This window comes from Neoalteromonas facilis, assembly GCF_002807665.1.
GTDB classification, from domain to species: domain Bacteria; phylum Pseudomonadota; class Gammaproteobacteria; order Enterobacterales; family Alteromonadaceae; genus Alteromonas_E; species Alteromonas_E facilis.
The window spans coordinates 357761-374283 of sequence record NZ_PEAY01000002.1; the positions used below are offsets into that span (position 1 = coordinate 357761).

At 46.7% G+C, this 16523-nt stretch carries 12 protein-coding genes; 4 read left to right on the forward strand and 8 right to left on the reverse strand.

What is annotated here, in order from left to right:
• Nucleotide 1: 1 nt before the first annotated feature.
• Both CSH93_RS07790 and CSH93_RS07795 read right to left on the reverse strand, forming a co-directional pair.
• Complete coding sequence (locus tag CSH93_RS07790) at nucleotides 2-478, reverse strand: winged helix-turn-helix transcriptional regulator (protein ID WP_124748957.1); 477 nt, start codon at nucleotides 476-478, stop codon at nucleotides 2-4.
• Nucleotides 479-606: 128 nt separating this feature from the next.
• Nucleotides 607-1260: a TetR/AcrR family transcriptional regulator gene (locus CSH93_RS07795; protein ID WP_100642670.1), complete on the reverse strand. Its 654-nt coding sequence runs from the start codon at nucleotides 1258-1260 to the stop codon at nucleotides 607-609.
• Between the two features lie 136 nt (nucleotides 1261-1396).
• Between CSH93_RS07795 and CSH93_RS07800 the strand changes: the two genes are divergently transcribed.
• The 3 genes from CSH93_RS07800 to CSH93_RS07810 all read left to right on the forward strand — a co-directional run bounded on the left by CSH93_RS07800 (nucleotide 1397) and on the right by CSH93_RS07810 (nucleotide 6559).
• Nucleotides 1397-2542 carry an efflux RND transporter periplasmic adaptor subunit gene (locus tag CSH93_RS07800; protein ID WP_164078322.1) on the forward strand — a complete coding sequence of 382 codons (1146 nt, stop codon included), beginning with the start codon at nucleotides 1397-1399 and terminating at the stop codon, nucleotides 2540-2542.
• Between the two features lie 2 nt (nucleotides 2543-2544).
• Nucleotides 2545-5688: an efflux RND transporter permease subunit gene (locus tag CSH93_RS07805; RefSeq protein ID WP_100642672.1), complete on the forward strand. Its 3144-nt coding sequence runs from the start codon at nucleotides 2545-2547 to the stop codon at nucleotides 5686-5688.
• Nucleotides 5689-5869: 181 nt separating this feature from the next.
• Complete coding sequence (locus CSH93_RS07810) at nucleotides 5870-6559, forward strand: DUF2982 domain-containing protein (protein WP_100642673.1); 690 nt, start codon at nucleotides 5870-5872, stop codon at nucleotides 6557-6559.
• A 7-nt stretch (nucleotides 6560-6566) separates the two neighbouring features.
• Here CSH93_RS07810 and CSH93_RS07815 read toward each other — a convergent pair whose 3' ends face one another.
• On the reverse strand, nucleotides 6567-9725 hold the full coding sequence (locus CSH93_RS07815; RefSeq protein ID WP_100642674.1) for a hybrid sensor histidine kinase/response regulator: 3159 nt from the start codon (nucleotides 9723-9725) through the stop codon (nucleotides 6567-6569).
• Between the two features lie 134 nt (nucleotides 9726-9859).
• Here CSH93_RS07815 and parC point away from each other — a divergent pair, with 134 nt between their 5' ends.
• Complete coding sequence (gene parC, locus CSH93_RS07820; protein WP_100642675.1) at nucleotides 9860-12172, forward strand: DNA topoisomerase IV subunit A; 2313 nt, start codon at nucleotides 9860-9862, stop codon at nucleotides 12170-12172.
• A 24-nt stretch (nucleotides 12173-12196) separates the two neighbouring features.
• Here parC and CSH93_RS07825 read toward each other — a convergent pair whose 3' ends face one another.
• From CSH93_RS07825 to astA, 5 genes are all read right to left on the reverse strand, one after another.
• Nucleotides 12197-12574, reverse strand: a complete 378-nt coding sequence (locus CSH93_RS07825) for a GFA family protein (protein ID WP_100642676.1) — start codon at nucleotides 12572-12574, stop codon at nucleotides 12197-12199.
• Complete coding sequence (locus CSH93_RS07830; protein WP_124748958.1) at nucleotides 12574-13110, reverse strand: DUF4136 domain-containing protein; 537 nt, start codon at nucleotides 13108-13110, stop codon at nucleotides 12574-12576. Before CSH93_RS07830 ends, CSH93_RS07825 begins: the two co-directional genes overlap by 1 nt.
• A gap of 73 nt (nucleotides 13111-13183) precedes the next feature.
• Complete coding sequence (locus tag CSH93_RS07835; RefSeq protein ID WP_100642678.1) at nucleotides 13184-13984, reverse strand: DUF1338 domain-containing protein; 801 nt, start codon at nucleotides 13982-13984, stop codon at nucleotides 13184-13186.
• A 14-nt stretch (nucleotides 13985-13998) separates the two neighbouring features.
• Entirely contained in the window at nucleotides 13999-15471 is a 1473-nt protein-coding gene (gene astD, locus CSH93_RS07840) for a succinylglutamate-semialdehyde dehydrogenase (protein ID WP_100642679.1), read from the reverse strand.
• Nucleotides 15468-16514: an arginine N-succinyltransferase gene (gene astA / locus CSH93_RS07845; protein WP_100642680.1), complete on the reverse strand. Its 1047-nt coding sequence runs from the start codon at nucleotides 16512-16514 to the stop codon at nucleotides 15468-15470. Before astA ends, astD begins: the two co-directional genes overlap by 4 nt.
• Nucleotides 16515-16523: the final 9 nt, after the last annotated feature.

The window sequence follows — 16523 nt, forward strand, 5'->3', positions numbered from 1 at the left end:
ATTAATCACCACTGTTAAAAAAACGCGTCAGCAATGAACGAGAATGAAAGCTATCGCTAAGGTTTATTAGTACTTTTTGTAGGTCAAAGCCGAGCTCGTCGTTAATCTGCTTAAATACCGCATCGGCTCGTTGCATATAGGCCTCGATAAGTTCACATTGCGCTTCGCCCAATTCAGTCAAGGAATAATTGGTTTTGCGTTTATCCGAGCTGTCCTTTTGCGCCACAATAACCTCGAGTTTAAGTAACGTTTTTACCCGTTGAGCAGCCAATTGATGCGATATATCCAGACCCCGAGCAATGTCCAGTAAAGAGGCTTCTCGGTGTTGCTGTATAAACATGATGGTTGACGTTGTGATCACAGGGATAGTAATCCCCATGCGCTGATATACCGGCTTGGCTTGGTTTTCCATCATTGAAGCAAAGTCTAAAGCGGCCTTTGGCATGAAACCCTGCCTTGAGGTTAATTGTTTACGCATGGTTGGTTCACTCGATGTGTATATGCAACATATTGCGCAATATATTGCATATGTTTGTGAAAGTAAACATAAAGAATGGTTAAGCGATTACGACATTCTATATATGGGTATTTAAAAATCCGACTGGATCAGTGACTCACGATGGGTAAGTTAGCAGCATTCGCAATCAACGTCTGGATCTGCTGGCACACCCGCAAACAGACTAGGCGTTGCTGCTCTTGTGAGAGGGTAAATTGCAGCTGCAATAAGCTGCGCATATGAAAGTCCGCTTTGAGTAAATTAAAGAAATCCACAGCGAAACTCTGCGCTTGTTCTTCACTTAGAGATGGGTAAAACGACGCGAGAATCGACGCGACGGTTTTCACACTTTGTTGTGGACCAGCGCGATAAAACAGCTCCGCTACGCGAGGGTTATTGTTGGCTTCTCCAATCACAACTTTGTACATTGCGATAACGTCGCTGTCCTGCAAAAGGCTAATCGTCTGATTGGCAATTTCAAATAATACCTCTTGGCATGGCGCATCACATCCTTCTAGGCGTGATGCATCTAGCCTATATTCGCGACACTTGGCATCAATCACCGCAGTATACAAGTCATCTTTATTTCTAAAATGGGAATACACGGTTTGCTTTGAGACGCCCGCCTCTTTTGCCACAAGGTCCATTGACGTATTAGTAAAACCATTGCTTAGGAATAGGCGGCTGGCGCACGCCATGATCGCTTGGCGCTTTTCTTCGCTTTTCGGTCTGCCGAGTTTTACTGCAGGGGCTTGGGACGTCATATCTACTTCGTTTAAACCATTTATTTGTGTCACACGTAATTATCATACTGGACAGTCCAGTAAATTTAAACTACCATTTTAATTAGTGAACTGGCTAGTCCAGTAATTAAGTTAAATGATTTTAGGAATACAGTCCATGTCAGGCGCAACATCCAAACTATCCTTTTGGGGGCTCGTTACTATTTGCTTCACAGGCTTAGTCGTCTTGTTGTTTATGTCCGGCGCGGGCAAAGCTTCAAACAGTAACGTTGACACCTTTATTGAAACCGTCGAAGTAAGTGATCTTCAGTGGCAAGACAGTTACGAAAAAATTCAACGCATCGTTGGTCGGGCAGAATCTGCACAAACAGCGCTAGCGGGATTTGAGATTGGTGGGCTTGTTAATGCCGTAAGTGTTGACGATGGTGACAGTGTGAAGCAAGGGCAAGTGATTGCTGCGCTGGATACATCATTATTGCAAAGCCAATTAAATCAAATGCAAGCAAGCTTAACCCGTGCGGAAGCCGAACAAACGCTAGCGAAAAGTACGCTAAAACGTATTCATGACTTGGTTAAAAGAGGCCTTGAATCGCAGCAAAAATTAGACGAAGCGAAGCAGGCGCTGGAGGCGGCTAATGCTAGCGTAAATGAAGCTCAGGCACGTGTTGAATTAATAAAGGTTAATTTAGCGAAGAGCACGCTGGTTGCCCCATTTGACGGCGAGGTTGTACATCGACACGTTGATACGGGAACCGTGGTTGCTGCTGGCCAGCCCATCTTGGAGCTAATTGCGTCGAATGTAACCGACGTACGCTTGCCCATGCCAGCCAATCTGGTGCAGACCCTGAATGTAAACGAACGCTATGTGCTACATGCCGAAAACCATTCATTCCCAGCGGTGCTAAGAGCGGTAGGAAAACAGCGTAATCGCACAACTCGTGCGGTTGATGCTCTATTTCAGCTGGCGCCAAGTGCAGAAACTAGCACTTGGCTACTGCCAGGTGATTTACTTTCTTTAGATGTCTCGATTGAAGTTAAAGAATCTGGTGCATGGATACCCATGTCGGCGTTAAGTCATGGTGTCAGAGGGTTATGGAATATTTACACAGTGGATAGTGATAGCCCAACTATCGTCACCCCCAGAGCGGTTGAAGTGCTATACAGTGATGGTCAGTTTGCTTTTGTGCGTGGCGCTATTTCGCCAGCCATGCAAGTCGTGGTATCTGGCACACATCGCTTAGCGCCAGGCCAAGAAGTGGCTGTTAAATACGTGCCAGCTGACGCAATCGCAGAGCGCCGATAGTCATGAATACGCCAACCAATCAGCATACTTGGTATACCTTATTTTTTAGACGTGGGCATTTATTGCTGCTGAGTTTTATCATCATTATGGTAGCAGGTTACTCGGCGTTAACTAACCTTCCTCGTTTGGAAGATCCGCGCATTGATACGCGCAATATGTTGGTCATCACACCATACCCTGGTGCTTCGGCTGAACGTGTCGAGGCCTTAGTAACCGATGTACTTGAGGACCGTTTGCGTGAGATCTTTGAAATCAAAGAAATCAAATCAACGTCTCGGGCTGAGATATCGGTCATTTCTATTGAATTGCAAGACTGGGTAAACAACAGCAACAACGAGCAATTATTTTCAGAAGTGAGAGATGCGATAGGGGAGGTAGCACAAACGTTCCCCAATGGCGTAGGCGATCCGGTTTTAGATGAAAAACGTGGCGCCACAGCATTTACGGTTTTATATGCGATCAAGCCGACATTTCCTGACACCACATCCATGCCGATGGTTGCACGCTTATCAACCGAGTTGGCCGATCGTTTACGCAACGTGGCGGGCACCGAACTGGTGCGCATTTATGGTGAGCCAAAAGAAGAGTTTGTGGTCAGTATTGACCCACAACGTTTGGCACAAGCAGGATTAACAATAGCGGATGTCGGGCGAGCGATTAGCTCTGCCGACCCCAAATTACCCGCAGGTGTTTTATATACAAGCGAACAGAATATCAGGCTGCAAGTAGCTGAGCCATTAGAGGGGCAAAGTACAATCCGTAATGTACCCTTGGTCAATCAAGATGGTCTGTTTTTACGCTTAGGTGATATTGCTGAGGTTCAACGCCAATTTCAACAGCCAATGAATGATGTTGGTTACGTTAATGGTGAACAAGTAATATTTGTCGCTGCTCGCATGCAAACCACGGTCAGAGTTGACCAGTGGACCGCGAACGTTAAACAGGCGGCGTCACAATTCTCCCAGCAATTCAGTGGCACCGTAGAGACTCAATTGGTGTTTGAACAAAACATTTATACTGAGCAACGCCTATCAGACTTGTCCCAGAATTTGTTGATGGGATCTGCTGTTGTAATGCTGGTGGTGCTGGTCTTTATGGGGCTTAAAGCTTCTGTAATTGTTGGTGTAGCACTTCCATTGTGTGCCGCGTTTACGTTGTTTAGTTTGAGCTTTTATGATGAACAAATTCATCAAATGTCCATTTTTGGAATCATCATTGCGATTGGTTTGTTAATTGATAACGCCATCGTGATCACCGACGAAACGCGATTGAATCTTCAGAACGAATCATTAACGCGTGTGCAGGCACTGGAAAAAACGCTGAAGCATTTATTTGCGCCTTTGACGGCATCAACCTTAACCACGATCTTAGGTTTTATGCCGGTATTTCTGCTAAGTGGTAATATCGGTGACTTTATCGGCGGCATTGCTATCAGTGTCGTGATGGCGTTGATTGGTTCTTTGTTCATTTCGCTAACATTGATTGCAGCCTTGGCAGCGCGCTACCTGTCGCGAAAACCTGCGACGTCCAGAGCTTGGTACTTATCGGGTCTGCAAATGCCGGGTATTACTTCGTTATTCCGTGAGTTAATACTGGGCGCTATTCGAAAGCCATTGATTGCACTCCCCCTAATCATGGTGTTCTGCCTAAGCGGTTTTGTATTGTCATCGCAATTAGCCAATGTGTTCTTCCCCAGTGCCGATCGTGATCAATTCGAAATTTATGTCTGGACTGCAAATGGCAGCGGTATCAAGCGCACAGAAAGTGCGGCTTTGGCGGTTGATAGTGTGTTGCGCAATTACGATTCGATCGAACAAGTGACTTGGTTGGTCGGAGGATCTGCTCCGTCAGTGTATTACAACCAAGTGATGAACCGAGACAATACGCCGAATTTTGCCAATGCTGTGATAACCGCGGAATCGGTTCCGGCTGCAGCAAAGCTGATTGGGCAACTGCAGCGCGAGCTAAGTGAGGCCTTTCCGGCATTAAAAATTGTGGTGCGCGCGTTTGGTCAAGGCCCACCGATTGCAGCACCAATAGAAGTGGATATTTACGGTCCTGATCTCGAAACGTTAACCGAATTGGGTATGCAAGTGAAACTGGCTATGACCCATATCCCCGGGATAACACAATCGATTGCATCAGTGACGCAAACAGAGCCTGAATTTAAGCTAAATACCCACAGTGATGTTGCTGAGTTAGCTTCGCTTTCGTTGGCTAGCATCGCGAATCAGTTGCAAACAGCGCTGCGCGGACAGTTGGGTGGTACGGTTTTAGAAGGCACAGAAGATATTCCGGTGAGAGTGCGTATTGGCGATAACCTGCGTGAATCTATCGTAGATATTGCCAATCAGCCTTTACAGGGTGGTAATGGATTGTCGAATACAACGACAACGGTAGCTGCCTTGGGGGATTTCACATTACGCCCAACCATTTCAGGGATTACCCGTACCAACGGAGAGCGTTTGAATCGGATCCAAGCATTCTTGATGCCTGGCGTCCCCGCGATTGACGTGTCTAATCAACTGCGAGACCGCTTAGAGAATGGTGACTTTGTGTTGCCGCAAGGCTATAAAATCAAGATGGCCGGTGACGCAGATGAGCAGCAAGAAGCGGTCGGACAACTGGCAACTTATGCACCGGTTTTATTGGTGCTGATGATTACGACATTGATCCTCACATTTAGCAGTGTGCGCATGGCCGGTGTGATTGTGTTAGTTGCTATCTTATCGGTGGGATTGGGTTTTCTAAGTTTATGGATCAGTGGTTTGCCGATTGGCTTTAACCCGTTATTAGGTACTGCAGGGTTAATCGGTGTTGCGATTAATGGCTCCATTGTAGTGATCGCTGCGATCAATGGGAATCCCGAAGCAAAAGCGGGTAAAACCAGCGCTATCATGGCTGAAACCATGGGATGTAGCCGCCATATTCTGTCTACCACATTTACCACTGTGGGTGGGCTAGTGCCGTTGCTGCTGTTCAGTGAAGGGACATTTTGGCCGCCATTGGCGGTCGTCATTGCCGGTGGTGTTGGCTTCTCGGTGATCCTCTCGTTGCTGTTCACACCATCACTGGTGGCATGGTTGTGTCGGGTAAGACACAAGCGTGTAAGCCAAGCTGCTGAACTTTCGTTAGGCAAAGCGTAATACGCTAGAGTTAAGCCAAAACGCTGTTATTATCGTATTGGTGTAATGACAACTATCTGGCGAAGCAAACGAATGCGCAGTGAAAAACCAGCGGCAAGCTGGTGGAATACAACATGTGAACGATGTAAGCGATGGCGTCTCATTATTTTGTGGGGGGTTATTATGCTGGTGGTGTATTTTTATGTCTGGCGATAACTCAGTCATCGCCATCCGGGCAACGTCTAAACGCAATGGGATTACAACCACGGTTATCGGTGTCGCACTGGTGGTTTTCGGTTTTATGTTGTTATCGCTATTTCGTGAGTACCTGTTCCTCGCGGGAGTGTTTGTCGCCAGTGCTGGTATCGTCGGAATTATCATGGGCTGGTTTAAAATTCGAGAGCCTGAGCACAGCGTATTGATATCGCCAGAGGGTATCAGGTATATCCATCGACATGGTGAGTGGCAGGTAAGTTGGGACAATGTTCAACGCATTGATGCCCCCAGAGTAACGCGTGGCGTGACGACTCACAACCTCGACATGTTGGGGATCCGCTTGCGTGATTGGGAATCGATTGTTCATAACATTTCTCCGCGTTTGGCTACGAACATCCTCATGGAACAACGCCCCCTTTTATTGCAAAACCCCGACGACAAGTGCGTCACCGGCACTTGTGCTAGCAGTGATTTACTGGAAGACGACCGTTTTAAATTGAGTAGCGGTGAATTTCTGGTGGGGATCAAAGCGATGTTTGCTCACCGTATGTGTAAATTGAGAGAGCGTTTAGGTTTTGATTTATATATTGCCGCGGCTGAGCTTGATCGCCCTGTGCTGGAGTTTGTTCAGCTATTGAGAGATGTCCAGAGCCAGCAGCAGAAGCATCATTCCTAATTACGGGCTAGCGCATACCAGAGTTAAGCATCTCATTGCCTTGCTTGATGACACTTTCACTTTCTTTTAATAATGTCGGCACGAGTGCATTCACGACATCCATTTGCTCACGTTTAATAGCACTTTCTAATTGATCACATAAGGTTTGAAACTGACTGACGCCGGTGTAACAACTTGCGCCATGGATACGGTGTACTTGTTGCAACAAGATCTCATGTTCTTTAGTTTTCCATGCGTCATGAATGAGCTCAACACTTGAGGGAAGTTGGCTCACAAAAGCTTCTAACAACTCGATGGCGGTCCCAGCATTGCCATTGGCGCGTTTCAGTGCAAGCTTCCAATCCACACTGGTCATTTCTTTGGGTTTTACTTCGTTATTCGTGCACCAACGGTTAATAATATCGACTAGCTGAGTCAATTCGATGGGCTTAGGCAAATAATCGTCCATGCCCGATGCCATGAGTCGCTCTTGTTCCTCTTTAAACGCATGTGCGGTAACTGCAATAATCGGGGTTCCGGCGTTTAATTCAGAACGCCGAATAAGTTTAGTGGCTTGCAAGCCATCCATATGGGGCATTTGCACGTCCATAAGAATGACATCGAATTCGGTTGATTGGCAGTGCTCTACAGCATCTTCACCGCTAGGCGACAAGGTTAAACGCACTGGCGTGTCACGCAGCCAGGTGTCGATTAACTTCAAGTTCATATCCATATCATCAACAGCAAGAATGTTGACACTCGGTAGTTCAGCTAGGCGCGTATTGACGGGGTTTTTATCGGCGAATTGTGGCGCTTTCAACAAACTATCGACCTTGTTTGGCGTCAATGGCATGCGCAATTGGGTATTAAAATGCTGACTTAAACTGGGATAATGATTGAAAGGGTCTGGGCCAGAGTATAGCAGTATGCGTTTGCCCGCTCTAAAGTCGAGTAAATGGCTTAAAACATCGTTGCGTTGCTCAAGCTTGTATTGCGGCAAGCAGGCGAACAAGTAGTCTACTGCGTGGCCTTCAGCGTCCAGGGCTGATAAGTAGCTCAATGATTCGACGCAAGTAACCTTTGCACCAAGGTAAATCATGAGTTTGGCACTGGTTTGTCGTGTGGTTGGGATCGGGTCATAAATCACAATATGCTTATTGCGCCACTCATCACCAGGCGTTAGATAGTAGCGATTGCTGAGTTGATTCATTTGTAATGTGACGCAGAAACTACTGCCTTGTCCCGGTGTGCTGTGTAGGGTCAGTTGGCCGCGCATGAGGCGAACCAATTCCTGCGAAATGACTAAGCCTAAGCCTGTGCCCTGATAGTTCCTGTTCAGTGCATCATCTACTTGCGAAAAAGCACTAAACAGTTTTTTGCGATCCTGGCGGCTAATGCCTATCCCAGTGTCTTCAACCGTCAACGTTAGTTCATAGAGGCCATGCGGTAGATTGCGCCCTTGCGCTGAAAATGCAATGTGTCCACTGGCAGTAAATTTAATCGCGTTACCTAACAAATTGGTTAGGATTTGCTTAATACGATAAACATCACCAATCAATTTGTCAGGTAATCGACCAAGATCAAAAATAAATTCCAACTGCTTTTGATGCGCCGATTTTGCCATCAATGTAACCATTTCCTCTAACAACATGTTCGGGGAGAAGGGTTGGCTATTCAGTTGTAGTTTGCCGGCCTCAATTTTAGAGAAGTCGAGGATGTCGTTCACAATGGTCAGTAGACCGTCTGCTGCACCATTAATAATTTTAACCTGTTCTTGCTTATCAGCGGGGAGCGGTGCATGCAGTAGTTCGCGGCTAAAACCGAGGATGGCATTTAATGGGGTTCTGATTTCATGGCTCATATTGGCCAAAAATTGTGATTTAACATTGCTGGCTTTAATGGCGTCTTTCCGCGCAATGTCCAAACGAGCGTTTTGTTCTTCTATCAGCTCCATATTATTGCGCAAATCGGTCGTGGCTTGTTCTACTTCACTTTCGAGTTGATTGCGACTCTTGTCCATCAAGGCTAATGAGAACAATGCCGCTTGAAGGAACACGCCGATTTGGAAACAGTGCGCGGTAAAACTGTTCGCGGGTAATACGCCGAACAGACTTAGGATCCCGACAATTGCACCCGTCGCCAACATTGCCCAAGCCAATATGAAGTAGCGTGCTGAACTGAATTTATTGGTATAGCTTTCGACGCCGGCCATTATATAGCTGCTGATTGCTAAGGTACCGATGGTGTAGATAGCACCGTTTAGCCACATAACAGGGAGAATATTTACCAGTGAAGCAATGCCTAAAATGCCCTGTAAATACAGCATGAGCATCACCAGAATATGGGCTTTTGACGCATTGACTGCTGTTTCTAAGAAGGTGAGAGTGAATACACCGCTACTGATGCCGATAATGATAAAAATCAGCCCTGTGTGTTCGATCAGCCAGGGCGACAATGCGCCAACACTGAACAAATGGATGTGCCCGCCCCAGATAAATTGCCAGATCAACACGGTTGTTATATAGCCCACATAGGTCAGTAGGCTCTTTTCTCGCACGCCAAAATAAAGGACAAGGTTGTATATTGCTAGAATAATCAGGCCACCGTAAAACAGCCCCCAAGCAAGGCTATCTATCGCCATGGTTCGCGTGTGCTTTTGTTCCGAGTGAATCGTTACTGGCGCGATTAAGCTTGAGCTGCTGCTTTGAATGCGAAGATAGAGTTGTACAGGCGTGCCACTGGGCACTTCAGCCAACATCACCGGCATTCGGTAACGTTGATTCGCACGTAGCTTTCCTTGTTTTTCTTGGGCGATTATTTCGCCATTGGCGACCAGATAAAAATCCACCTGATCCAGTTGGCTAAAGTTTAAATCAATAGCCCAATGAGTGTTGTTGGTAAAATGGGTGAAACTGGCAAGTAGCCATATTCCTTTGTCACTAAAACCAAAATTGGGATTGCTTTCACCCGCCCAGCGAAAACTGTTACGTGAGGCAATGACATCTTCTATTGAGAGTTCACTTTCACCTTCGCGGTAGATGAGGAAGTTATCTGACAACTTGATGCTGTCTGTCTCATCGAGGATCTGCATGGAAATTTGTGCATGAGCATTGGGCAGTAAACACGTTACAGTGAAAATAAGCGCTACTTTAATCAGCAACAACCAACACGGCGCGCGATCATGCATAAAATGCCATCCGCTGATTATTCTCATTTTTCCACGTTAAGCTCATATCACTCTGCTAATGAATCGTTTATGATGATCAAAACTCAAACGTCATTGTTACCAAAACAACAGCAAAAATACAGTACAACAAGCATATGAGTGACAACATTACCATTAACGCTGATGGTGTAGAGCAACTAGCACTGCAGCGATTCACCGAAGAAGCCTACCTTAACTACTCCATGTACGTCATCATGGATAGGGCTTTACCCCACATAGGCGATGGTCTGAAGCCCGTACAGCGCCGCATTATTTATGCGATGTCAGATTTGGGACTCAGTGCCAATGCTAAGTATAAAAAGTCAGCACGTACCGTAGGTGACGTACTCGGTAAGTTTCACCCGCACGGCGATAGTGCGTGTTATGAAGCTATGGTGTTAATGGCACAGCCGTTTTCGTATCGGTATCCGTTGGTCGATGGTCAAGGAAACTGGGGAGCGCCAGACGATCCGAAGTCTTTTGCAGCGATGCGTTACACAGAGGCTCGCCTGTCTAAATTCAGTGAAGTTCTGCTGAATGAGTTAGGCCAAGGCACAGCCGACTGGATCCCCAATTTTGACGGCACATTAAAAGAACCTAAGGTTCTCCCTGCACGCTTGCCTCATATTTTATTGAACGGTGTAACGGGTATCGCGGTAGGCATGGCAACTGATTTGCCTCCGCACAATGCACGGGAACTGGCAAACGCTTGTGCGGCATTGTTAGATAATAGCCGTACAGAACTGTCTGAGCTGCTTAATATTGTACAAGGTCCGGATTACCCTACGGAAGCTGAAATCATTACGCCACGCAGCGAAATCGCTAAGATATACGAGTCAGGCCGCGGTTCGATTAAGATGCGCTCGGTATTCCATGAGGAGAGTGGTGACATCGTCATTACTGCGTTACCGCATCAGGCCTCCGGCGGTAAAATACTGGAACAAATTGCGGCCCAAATGCAGGCCAAGAAATTACCTATGGTCAGTGATCTGCGCGATGAGTCTGATCATGAAAATCCAACGCGCCTGATCATTACGCCACGTTCAAACCGTGTGGATACAGAACAGCTAATGCAGCATTTGTTCGCCACCACAGATTTGGAAAAGAATTACCGCGTTAACCTGAATATGATTGGCCTTGATGGGCGTCCACAGGTAAAAGATCTTAAGTCGATTTTGTCAGAGTGGTTGGTATTCAGAAGGGATGTGGTAACGCGTCGTTTGCAATACCGTTTAGACAAAGTACTGGCTCGCTTACATATTCTTGAGGGCTTGTTGATTGCCTTTTTGAATATCGATGAAGTGATCGCGATTATTCGAAATGAAGATAAGCCTAAGCCGGTATTGATGAGCCGTTTTGGGCTCTCAGACACACAAGCGGAAGCGATTTTAGAACTGAAATTGCGTCATCTTGCTAAGCTTGAAGAAATGAAAATCCGCGGCGAGCAAGAAGAATTAGCCGCAGAACGTGACAAGCTGCAACTGACATTAGGCAGTGATCAACGCATGAAGACCTTGATCAAAAAAGAACTACTGGCTGATGCTGAAACCTACGGTGATGAGAGACGTTCGCCAATTGTTGAACGTAGCGACGCACGTGCGCTGTCTGAAAAAGAGTTGGTACCTTCTGAGCCAGTAACGGTAGTCTTATCGGAGAAAGGTTGGGCACGTTGTGCTAAAGGGCATGACGTGGATGCACCAGGTTTAAGTTATAAATCCGGTGATAGTTATCTTGCCAGTGCGATAGGTCGTAGCAATCAACAAGCAGTGTTTATTGATACGTCGGGGCGGGCGTTCGCATGTGATGCTCATTCGTTACCGTCTGCACGCAGTCAGGGAGAGCCAATGACCGGACGCTTCTCCATTGTCGCCGGCGAATCTTTCGCGCATGTATTAATGGCGGCTGATGATCAAGCGTTCTTAATGGCTTCAGATGCGGGCTATGGCTTTGTCGGTAAGTTTGCCGATATGGTAAGTAAGAATAAGGCCGGTAAGGCTTACTTGACTTTGCCGACCGGGGCGAAAACCATGGCACCTCAGCGAGTCGTCGACCTACAAACTGATTGGTGTTTATCAATCACCACTGAAGGGCGTATGTTGATGTTCCCATTGCGTGACTTACCGACGTTAGGTAAAGGTAAGGGGAATAAGATTATTAATATTCCAAGTGCGCGAGCTCAGAGTCGAGAAGAGTACGTGAAGGTACTGTGTGTAGTACCTGAAGGTGCCAGTGTGCGTATTGTCGCGGGCAAGCGTGGTATGTCATTGAGTGCCAGTGATCTTGAACACTATAAAGGTGAGCGCGGAAGACGTGGGAACAAATTACCACGTGGTTTACAACGTGTAGATTCGGTTGAACTGGAAGCTCCGGCATTAACTACGAGTGCCCCAGAAGAAGGGCCTGAGACACCAGAATCACCTGATGCATAGATGATGGAGCGCTAGGCTTCTTGCCTAGCGACTTTTATGCGCCAATGTATGGGCGTTTTGTTCCCAATTATCACCATCGAATGGTACCACTTTCACAACCGGTGGTTGGCTATCTAAACAGCGTAAATTGACATCAATACCGTCCGGATTTGAGCGCGGAATATAATACGGCTTGATCCCACAGGTTTTACAGAAATAGTGTTTAGCGACCCCTGTCCCAAATGTATAAAGCGATAGCTCGTCTTCGCCGTCTGTTAGTGTAAAGTCACGTTTTGGCACTATCACGTGTAAGTAGCCCGACTTTTTACACACGCTGCAATTGCAGTCTTCAACTTCTATTTCATCCGGTAGGTCAATGTCGAATCTAACCTTTCCGCAATGACAACCACCATGGTAAATCATTATTGTGGCTCCGTTTTTGTATTGATTGGGAGTTGTTCGAGTAGTCTATCGAGCATGTCATTGTGCAGTTTATTGAGCCCTTTGCCGTCTCGTATAGAAATTTTTGCTTCATCATGGGCGGTCCAAATCACCTGATTTTGTTCAATCAAATCAAGTTGCATGACCTGCCAATCTACCGTTTCTTCGCCGATGGGGATATTGACCGACGTGCCAATACCAATACTCGAGTGACGCCCACCCGTGTGCGAACCTAAACCAATCGAAATGGACTGGTCATTCGCACGTTGTTGGATGTCCATTTTGAGTCTGATCGTTATCTCTGCATTAGCATCTGTGTTGATACCTTTAGCAAGGAGTTTTTCTTGCAGTAGGCGTTGGGCGTAATTCAGAGACGGTTGTTCACTCACATCGGGGGTAAGGATCTGGACGTTAGTTATGCGGGAGAAATCATATGCGGGGTCAAAGTCGGTGATAACTTTTTTCGCTGCACATGAAGCCAGTAGGCATGTCATGGCTAATAACAATATGCTTTTCATGAGGCGGCACTCATAGTCCTTGAAAAGCATTAGCATATCAGCTCCACGGATGTGGAGCTAATCAAACAACTGACTAGTTGGCGTTGGTGCTCTCAAAAATTTTGTCGGCAGATGCTGCGACAAAACCGTGATACAACTCACCATTAGGAAGCGTATAACGCTGGGCAAACTCATAGAAACAACTAGGGATTGTTAGGGTTTCATCGGTGAATTCAACCGCTTGCTTATCTGCCATTGTCGATGATTGCGCTAAGAACACATCCTCACCGCCTTTGATTTCACCACCTGAAGTATTCAATTTGAAACCATTTTGCTTCAGTAGCTCATTGACTTCGGCTAATGACAGACCGCTTTGCAATTGGTTGATGCTGACGGTGAAGTGATTGGCACGGAAGCCCCACGCCGCCATCCATGATGCATATTCTGATTCCTCAGCCAATGCGCGGTAATCTTCTGCACTAATCGACCACTGGGCACCAGAGTACAAGAAGTTGGTTTGCTGTGCGGCATCATCACTAACCTGTGCAACCAACGCATCAATAATACCAATAGCGCGATCAGACAGCTCATCAACGCGTAATTCGCTGATAAATACTTTTGGGTATTGCGTGTTTGGGTGCTCAAAATGTTTAGCTGTGAGCTTTTTCGCTTCAAAGTTGTAATCGCCTTTCGCTTCATACCCCAATGCTAAGAAATGTGCAGCTAACTTATCCAAATTGATTTTCGCACGATTAAACGTACGAAAAGCCACGTGGTCATTGATAATTTCTTCGCCATCACTTGCCAATAGTTTGTGAACTTCCTTGGCTGATGGCGTAATAGCAACATAGTCTTGCCATAAAGCATCAAATAAGCTTTCTACTTGAGTGTGCATGCGTGTTCCTGTTATTAAAATGTCAAACCTGGGCTTAGGCTTCCAGGCATGGTTACTTTATCCAGCTCGACCGAGGCGACTGGGTAGGCGCAATAGTCTGCTGCATAATAAGCACTGGCGCGGTGATTACCACTGTCGCCAATCCCACCAAATGGTGCTGCACTTGAAGCACCCGTGATCGGACGGTTCCAGTTCACAATCCCTGCACGAATATGGGTTAAGAAATGATCATAATCGGCTTTGCTATCTGCCAATAAGCCTGCCGATAAACCAAAGCTGGTAGCGTTGGCAAGCTCAATAGCGCGGTCAAAATCAGTGTAACGAACCACTTTCAACAAAGGGCCAAAATGTTCTTCATCCGGCATTGATTCAATGATGGCGGTAACATCAATGATACCTGGTGTAGCAAACCCTTTTTCAGTGTCGGGTTGTGTCAGCTCGACCAAAACGCTTGCACCTAGGTTAACGAGTGCGGTTTGTGCATGGACCATTTGTGCTGCGGCGTTGGCTGAAATCATAGCGCCCATAAAAGGTTGCTCTTCTGCGTCATAGTCGCCGACTTTGATCGCCTTAGTGACTTCAATTAAACGGTTTAAAATCGCGTCGCCTTCCGCGCCTGCAGGTAGGAATAGTTTACGTGCACAGGTACAGCGTTGGCCCGACGTTACGAACGCAGATTGAACGATGTCATGCACAACGGCATCAATGTCGCTTACGCCTTTCACGATCAGTGGATTATTACCGCCCATTTCTAGGGCAAGGATTTTGCCGGGATGACCCGCAAATTGTTCGTGTAACAGCTTGCCTGTACGAGAGCTGCCCGTGAAGAACAGTCCGTCGATATCAGGATGTGATGCTAGCGCTTTGCCTGTGGTGACTTCGCCTTGCACTAAGTTGATAACACCTGCAGGTAAGCCTGCTTTTTCCCACAGCTTTAGAGTTTGCTCTGCGACCATTGGCGTCAAATCGCTCGGCTTGAAAATGACCGTGTTACCGGCCAACAGGGCTGGCACGATATGACCATTAGGCAAATGGCCCGGGAAGTTGTATGGACCAAACACCGCAACAACACCATGAGGTTTATGACGAATATACGCTTTACCTTGTGGCATGGCGTTTTCGACAGTACCCGTACGTTCTTGGTAAGCGCGAACTGATATGGCGACTTTGCCAATCATCGCGGCCACTTCTGTGGCAGTTTCCCACTGCGGCTTACCCGTTTCTTTGGCAATGGTTGCAGCCAATTCGGCTTGATTTTCTTTTAGTTGCTCAGCAAAGGCTTCGACAATTGCGAGACGCTGCTCAAATGAACGTTGAGCCCATGCAGGGAATGCGGCTCTTGCGGCAGCGACAGCGGCATCTACGTCTTGTTCAGAGGCGCTTACGCCTTCCCAAATAATGGCGTTTTTAGCTGGATCTATCGACTTGACTGCATGGCCATTGCCAGGTGTCCATTGACCGTTAATAAAAAGTGTTGCTTGTGTCATTTAGCGTCTCCTAGTCGAACCGGTGCAAACCGAATAATATCGCCGTTATCTATATTGAGGGCGTTTGCGACTTCTTGCGTAATGGTCGCCACATCTTGTGTTTCGTCTATTTGCACCATATTCACAACGGCTCTAAAGTCCGTAATGGATGTATTGATGATAATGCTCTCTTCCACGTTATCTTGCTGTTCAATGGCATCGACAATATGGACTGGCATTCTACGGCTGGCTTGCGCCGTTCTTATATTTTGCAGTTGCGCTTCTACCGTTGGGCCAGCATCAAAAATATCAACGTATCCGCGGCAACTAAATCCTTCCTGCTCGAGTAACTGCAGAGCTGGCTTGGTTTTGTCGTGAACTTTACCAATGACACTTTGTGCTTCGGGTGAAAGCAGGCTGGTATAAATCGGATACTTCGGCATCAACTCAGCAATAAATACTTTATTGCCAATCCCAGTTAAATAATCGGCAGTCGGAAAGTCCATTGAAAAGAAATGTTCTTCCAGCCATTGCCAGAAGGGAGAACACCCATCTTCATCACTCACGCCGCGCATTTCGGCTATGATTGTTTCAGCAAAACGCTCGGGGTGTTCTGCCATAAACAAAAAGCGAACTTTCGATAAGAAGCGCCCGTTAAAACCACCTCTTGCTTCTTCGCGCAGGAACAGTGTGCATATCTCGGTCACGCCTGAGTAGTCATTACAAAATGTCAGAATGTCGACCGTATTATGTATATTCAACTCACGTGAAGCATGCACGACCTTGCCCACATGGTAGTGGTAGAACGCGTCATCTAAACCAACAGCTGCTTCGATACCGGTTGTACCAACCACATGGCCATTAGTGGTGTCTTCCATTACAAACAGATAACTTTGGTTACCTGGCTCGGTGACACCTTCAACAAATGAATTTTCTGACTTTTCGATCTTACGTCGTAATAAGCCTTCGTTTACGGGCAACGACGTAAAACCGATACCAGATTCTTCCGCTATGGCATGCAGAGCAGCGTAATCGCTTCGCTGAATAGGGCGAATAATATTCATGGTGTGCTA

What these genes read in the sequence shown, in the direction of transcription:
- CSH93_RS07825 (WP_100642676.1), bottom strand. Translation starts at nt 12,574, where the DNA reads ATGATTTACCATGGTGGTTGTCATTGCGGAAAGGTTAGATTCGACATT.
- CSH93_RS07790 (WP_124748957.1), bottom strand. Translation starts at nt 478, where the DNA reads ATGCGTAAACAATTAACCTCAAGGCAGGGTTTCATGCCAAAGGCCGCT.
- parC (WP_100642675.1), top strand. Translation starts at nt 9,860, where the DNA reads ATGAGTGACAACATTACCATTAACGCTGATGGTGTAGAGCAACTAGCA.
- CSH93_RS07795 (WP_100642670.1), bottom strand. Translation starts at nt 1,260, where the DNA reads ATGACGTCCCAAGCCCCTGCAGTAAAACTCGGCAGACCGAAAAGCGAA.
- CSH93_RS07810 (WP_100642673.1), top strand. Translation starts at nt 5,870, where the DNA reads ATGTCTGGCGATAACTCAGTCATCGCCATCCGGGCAACGTCTAAACGC.
- CSH93_RS07815 (WP_100642674.1), bottom strand. Translation starts at nt 9,725, where the DNA reads ATGCATGATCGCGCGCCGTGTTGGTTGTTGCTGATTAAAGTAGCGCTT.
- CSH93_RS07835 (WP_100642678.1), bottom strand. Translation starts at nt 13,984, where the DNA reads ATGCACACTCAAGTAGAAAGCTTATTTGATGCTTTATGGCAAGACTAT.
- CSH93_RS07805 (WP_100642672.1), top strand. Translation starts at nt 2,545, where the DNA reads ATGAATACGCCAACCAATCAGCATACTTGGTATACCTTATTTTTTAGA.
- CSH93_RS07800 (WP_164078322.1), top strand. Translation starts at nt 1,397, where the DNA reads ATGTCAGGCGCAACATCCAAACTATCCTTTTGGGGGCTCGTTACTATT.
- astD (WP_100642679.1), bottom strand. Translation starts at nt 15,471, where the DNA reads ATGACACAAGCAACACTTTTTATTAACGGTCAATGGACACCTGGCAAT.
- CSH93_RS07830 (WP_124748958.1), bottom strand. Translation starts at nt 13,110, where the DNA reads ATGAAAAGCATATTGTTATTAGCCATGACATGCCTACTGGCTTCATGT.
- astA (WP_100642680.1), bottom strand. Translation starts at nt 16,514, where the DNA reads ATGAATATTATTCGCCCTATTCAGCGAAGCGATTACGCTGCTCTGCAT.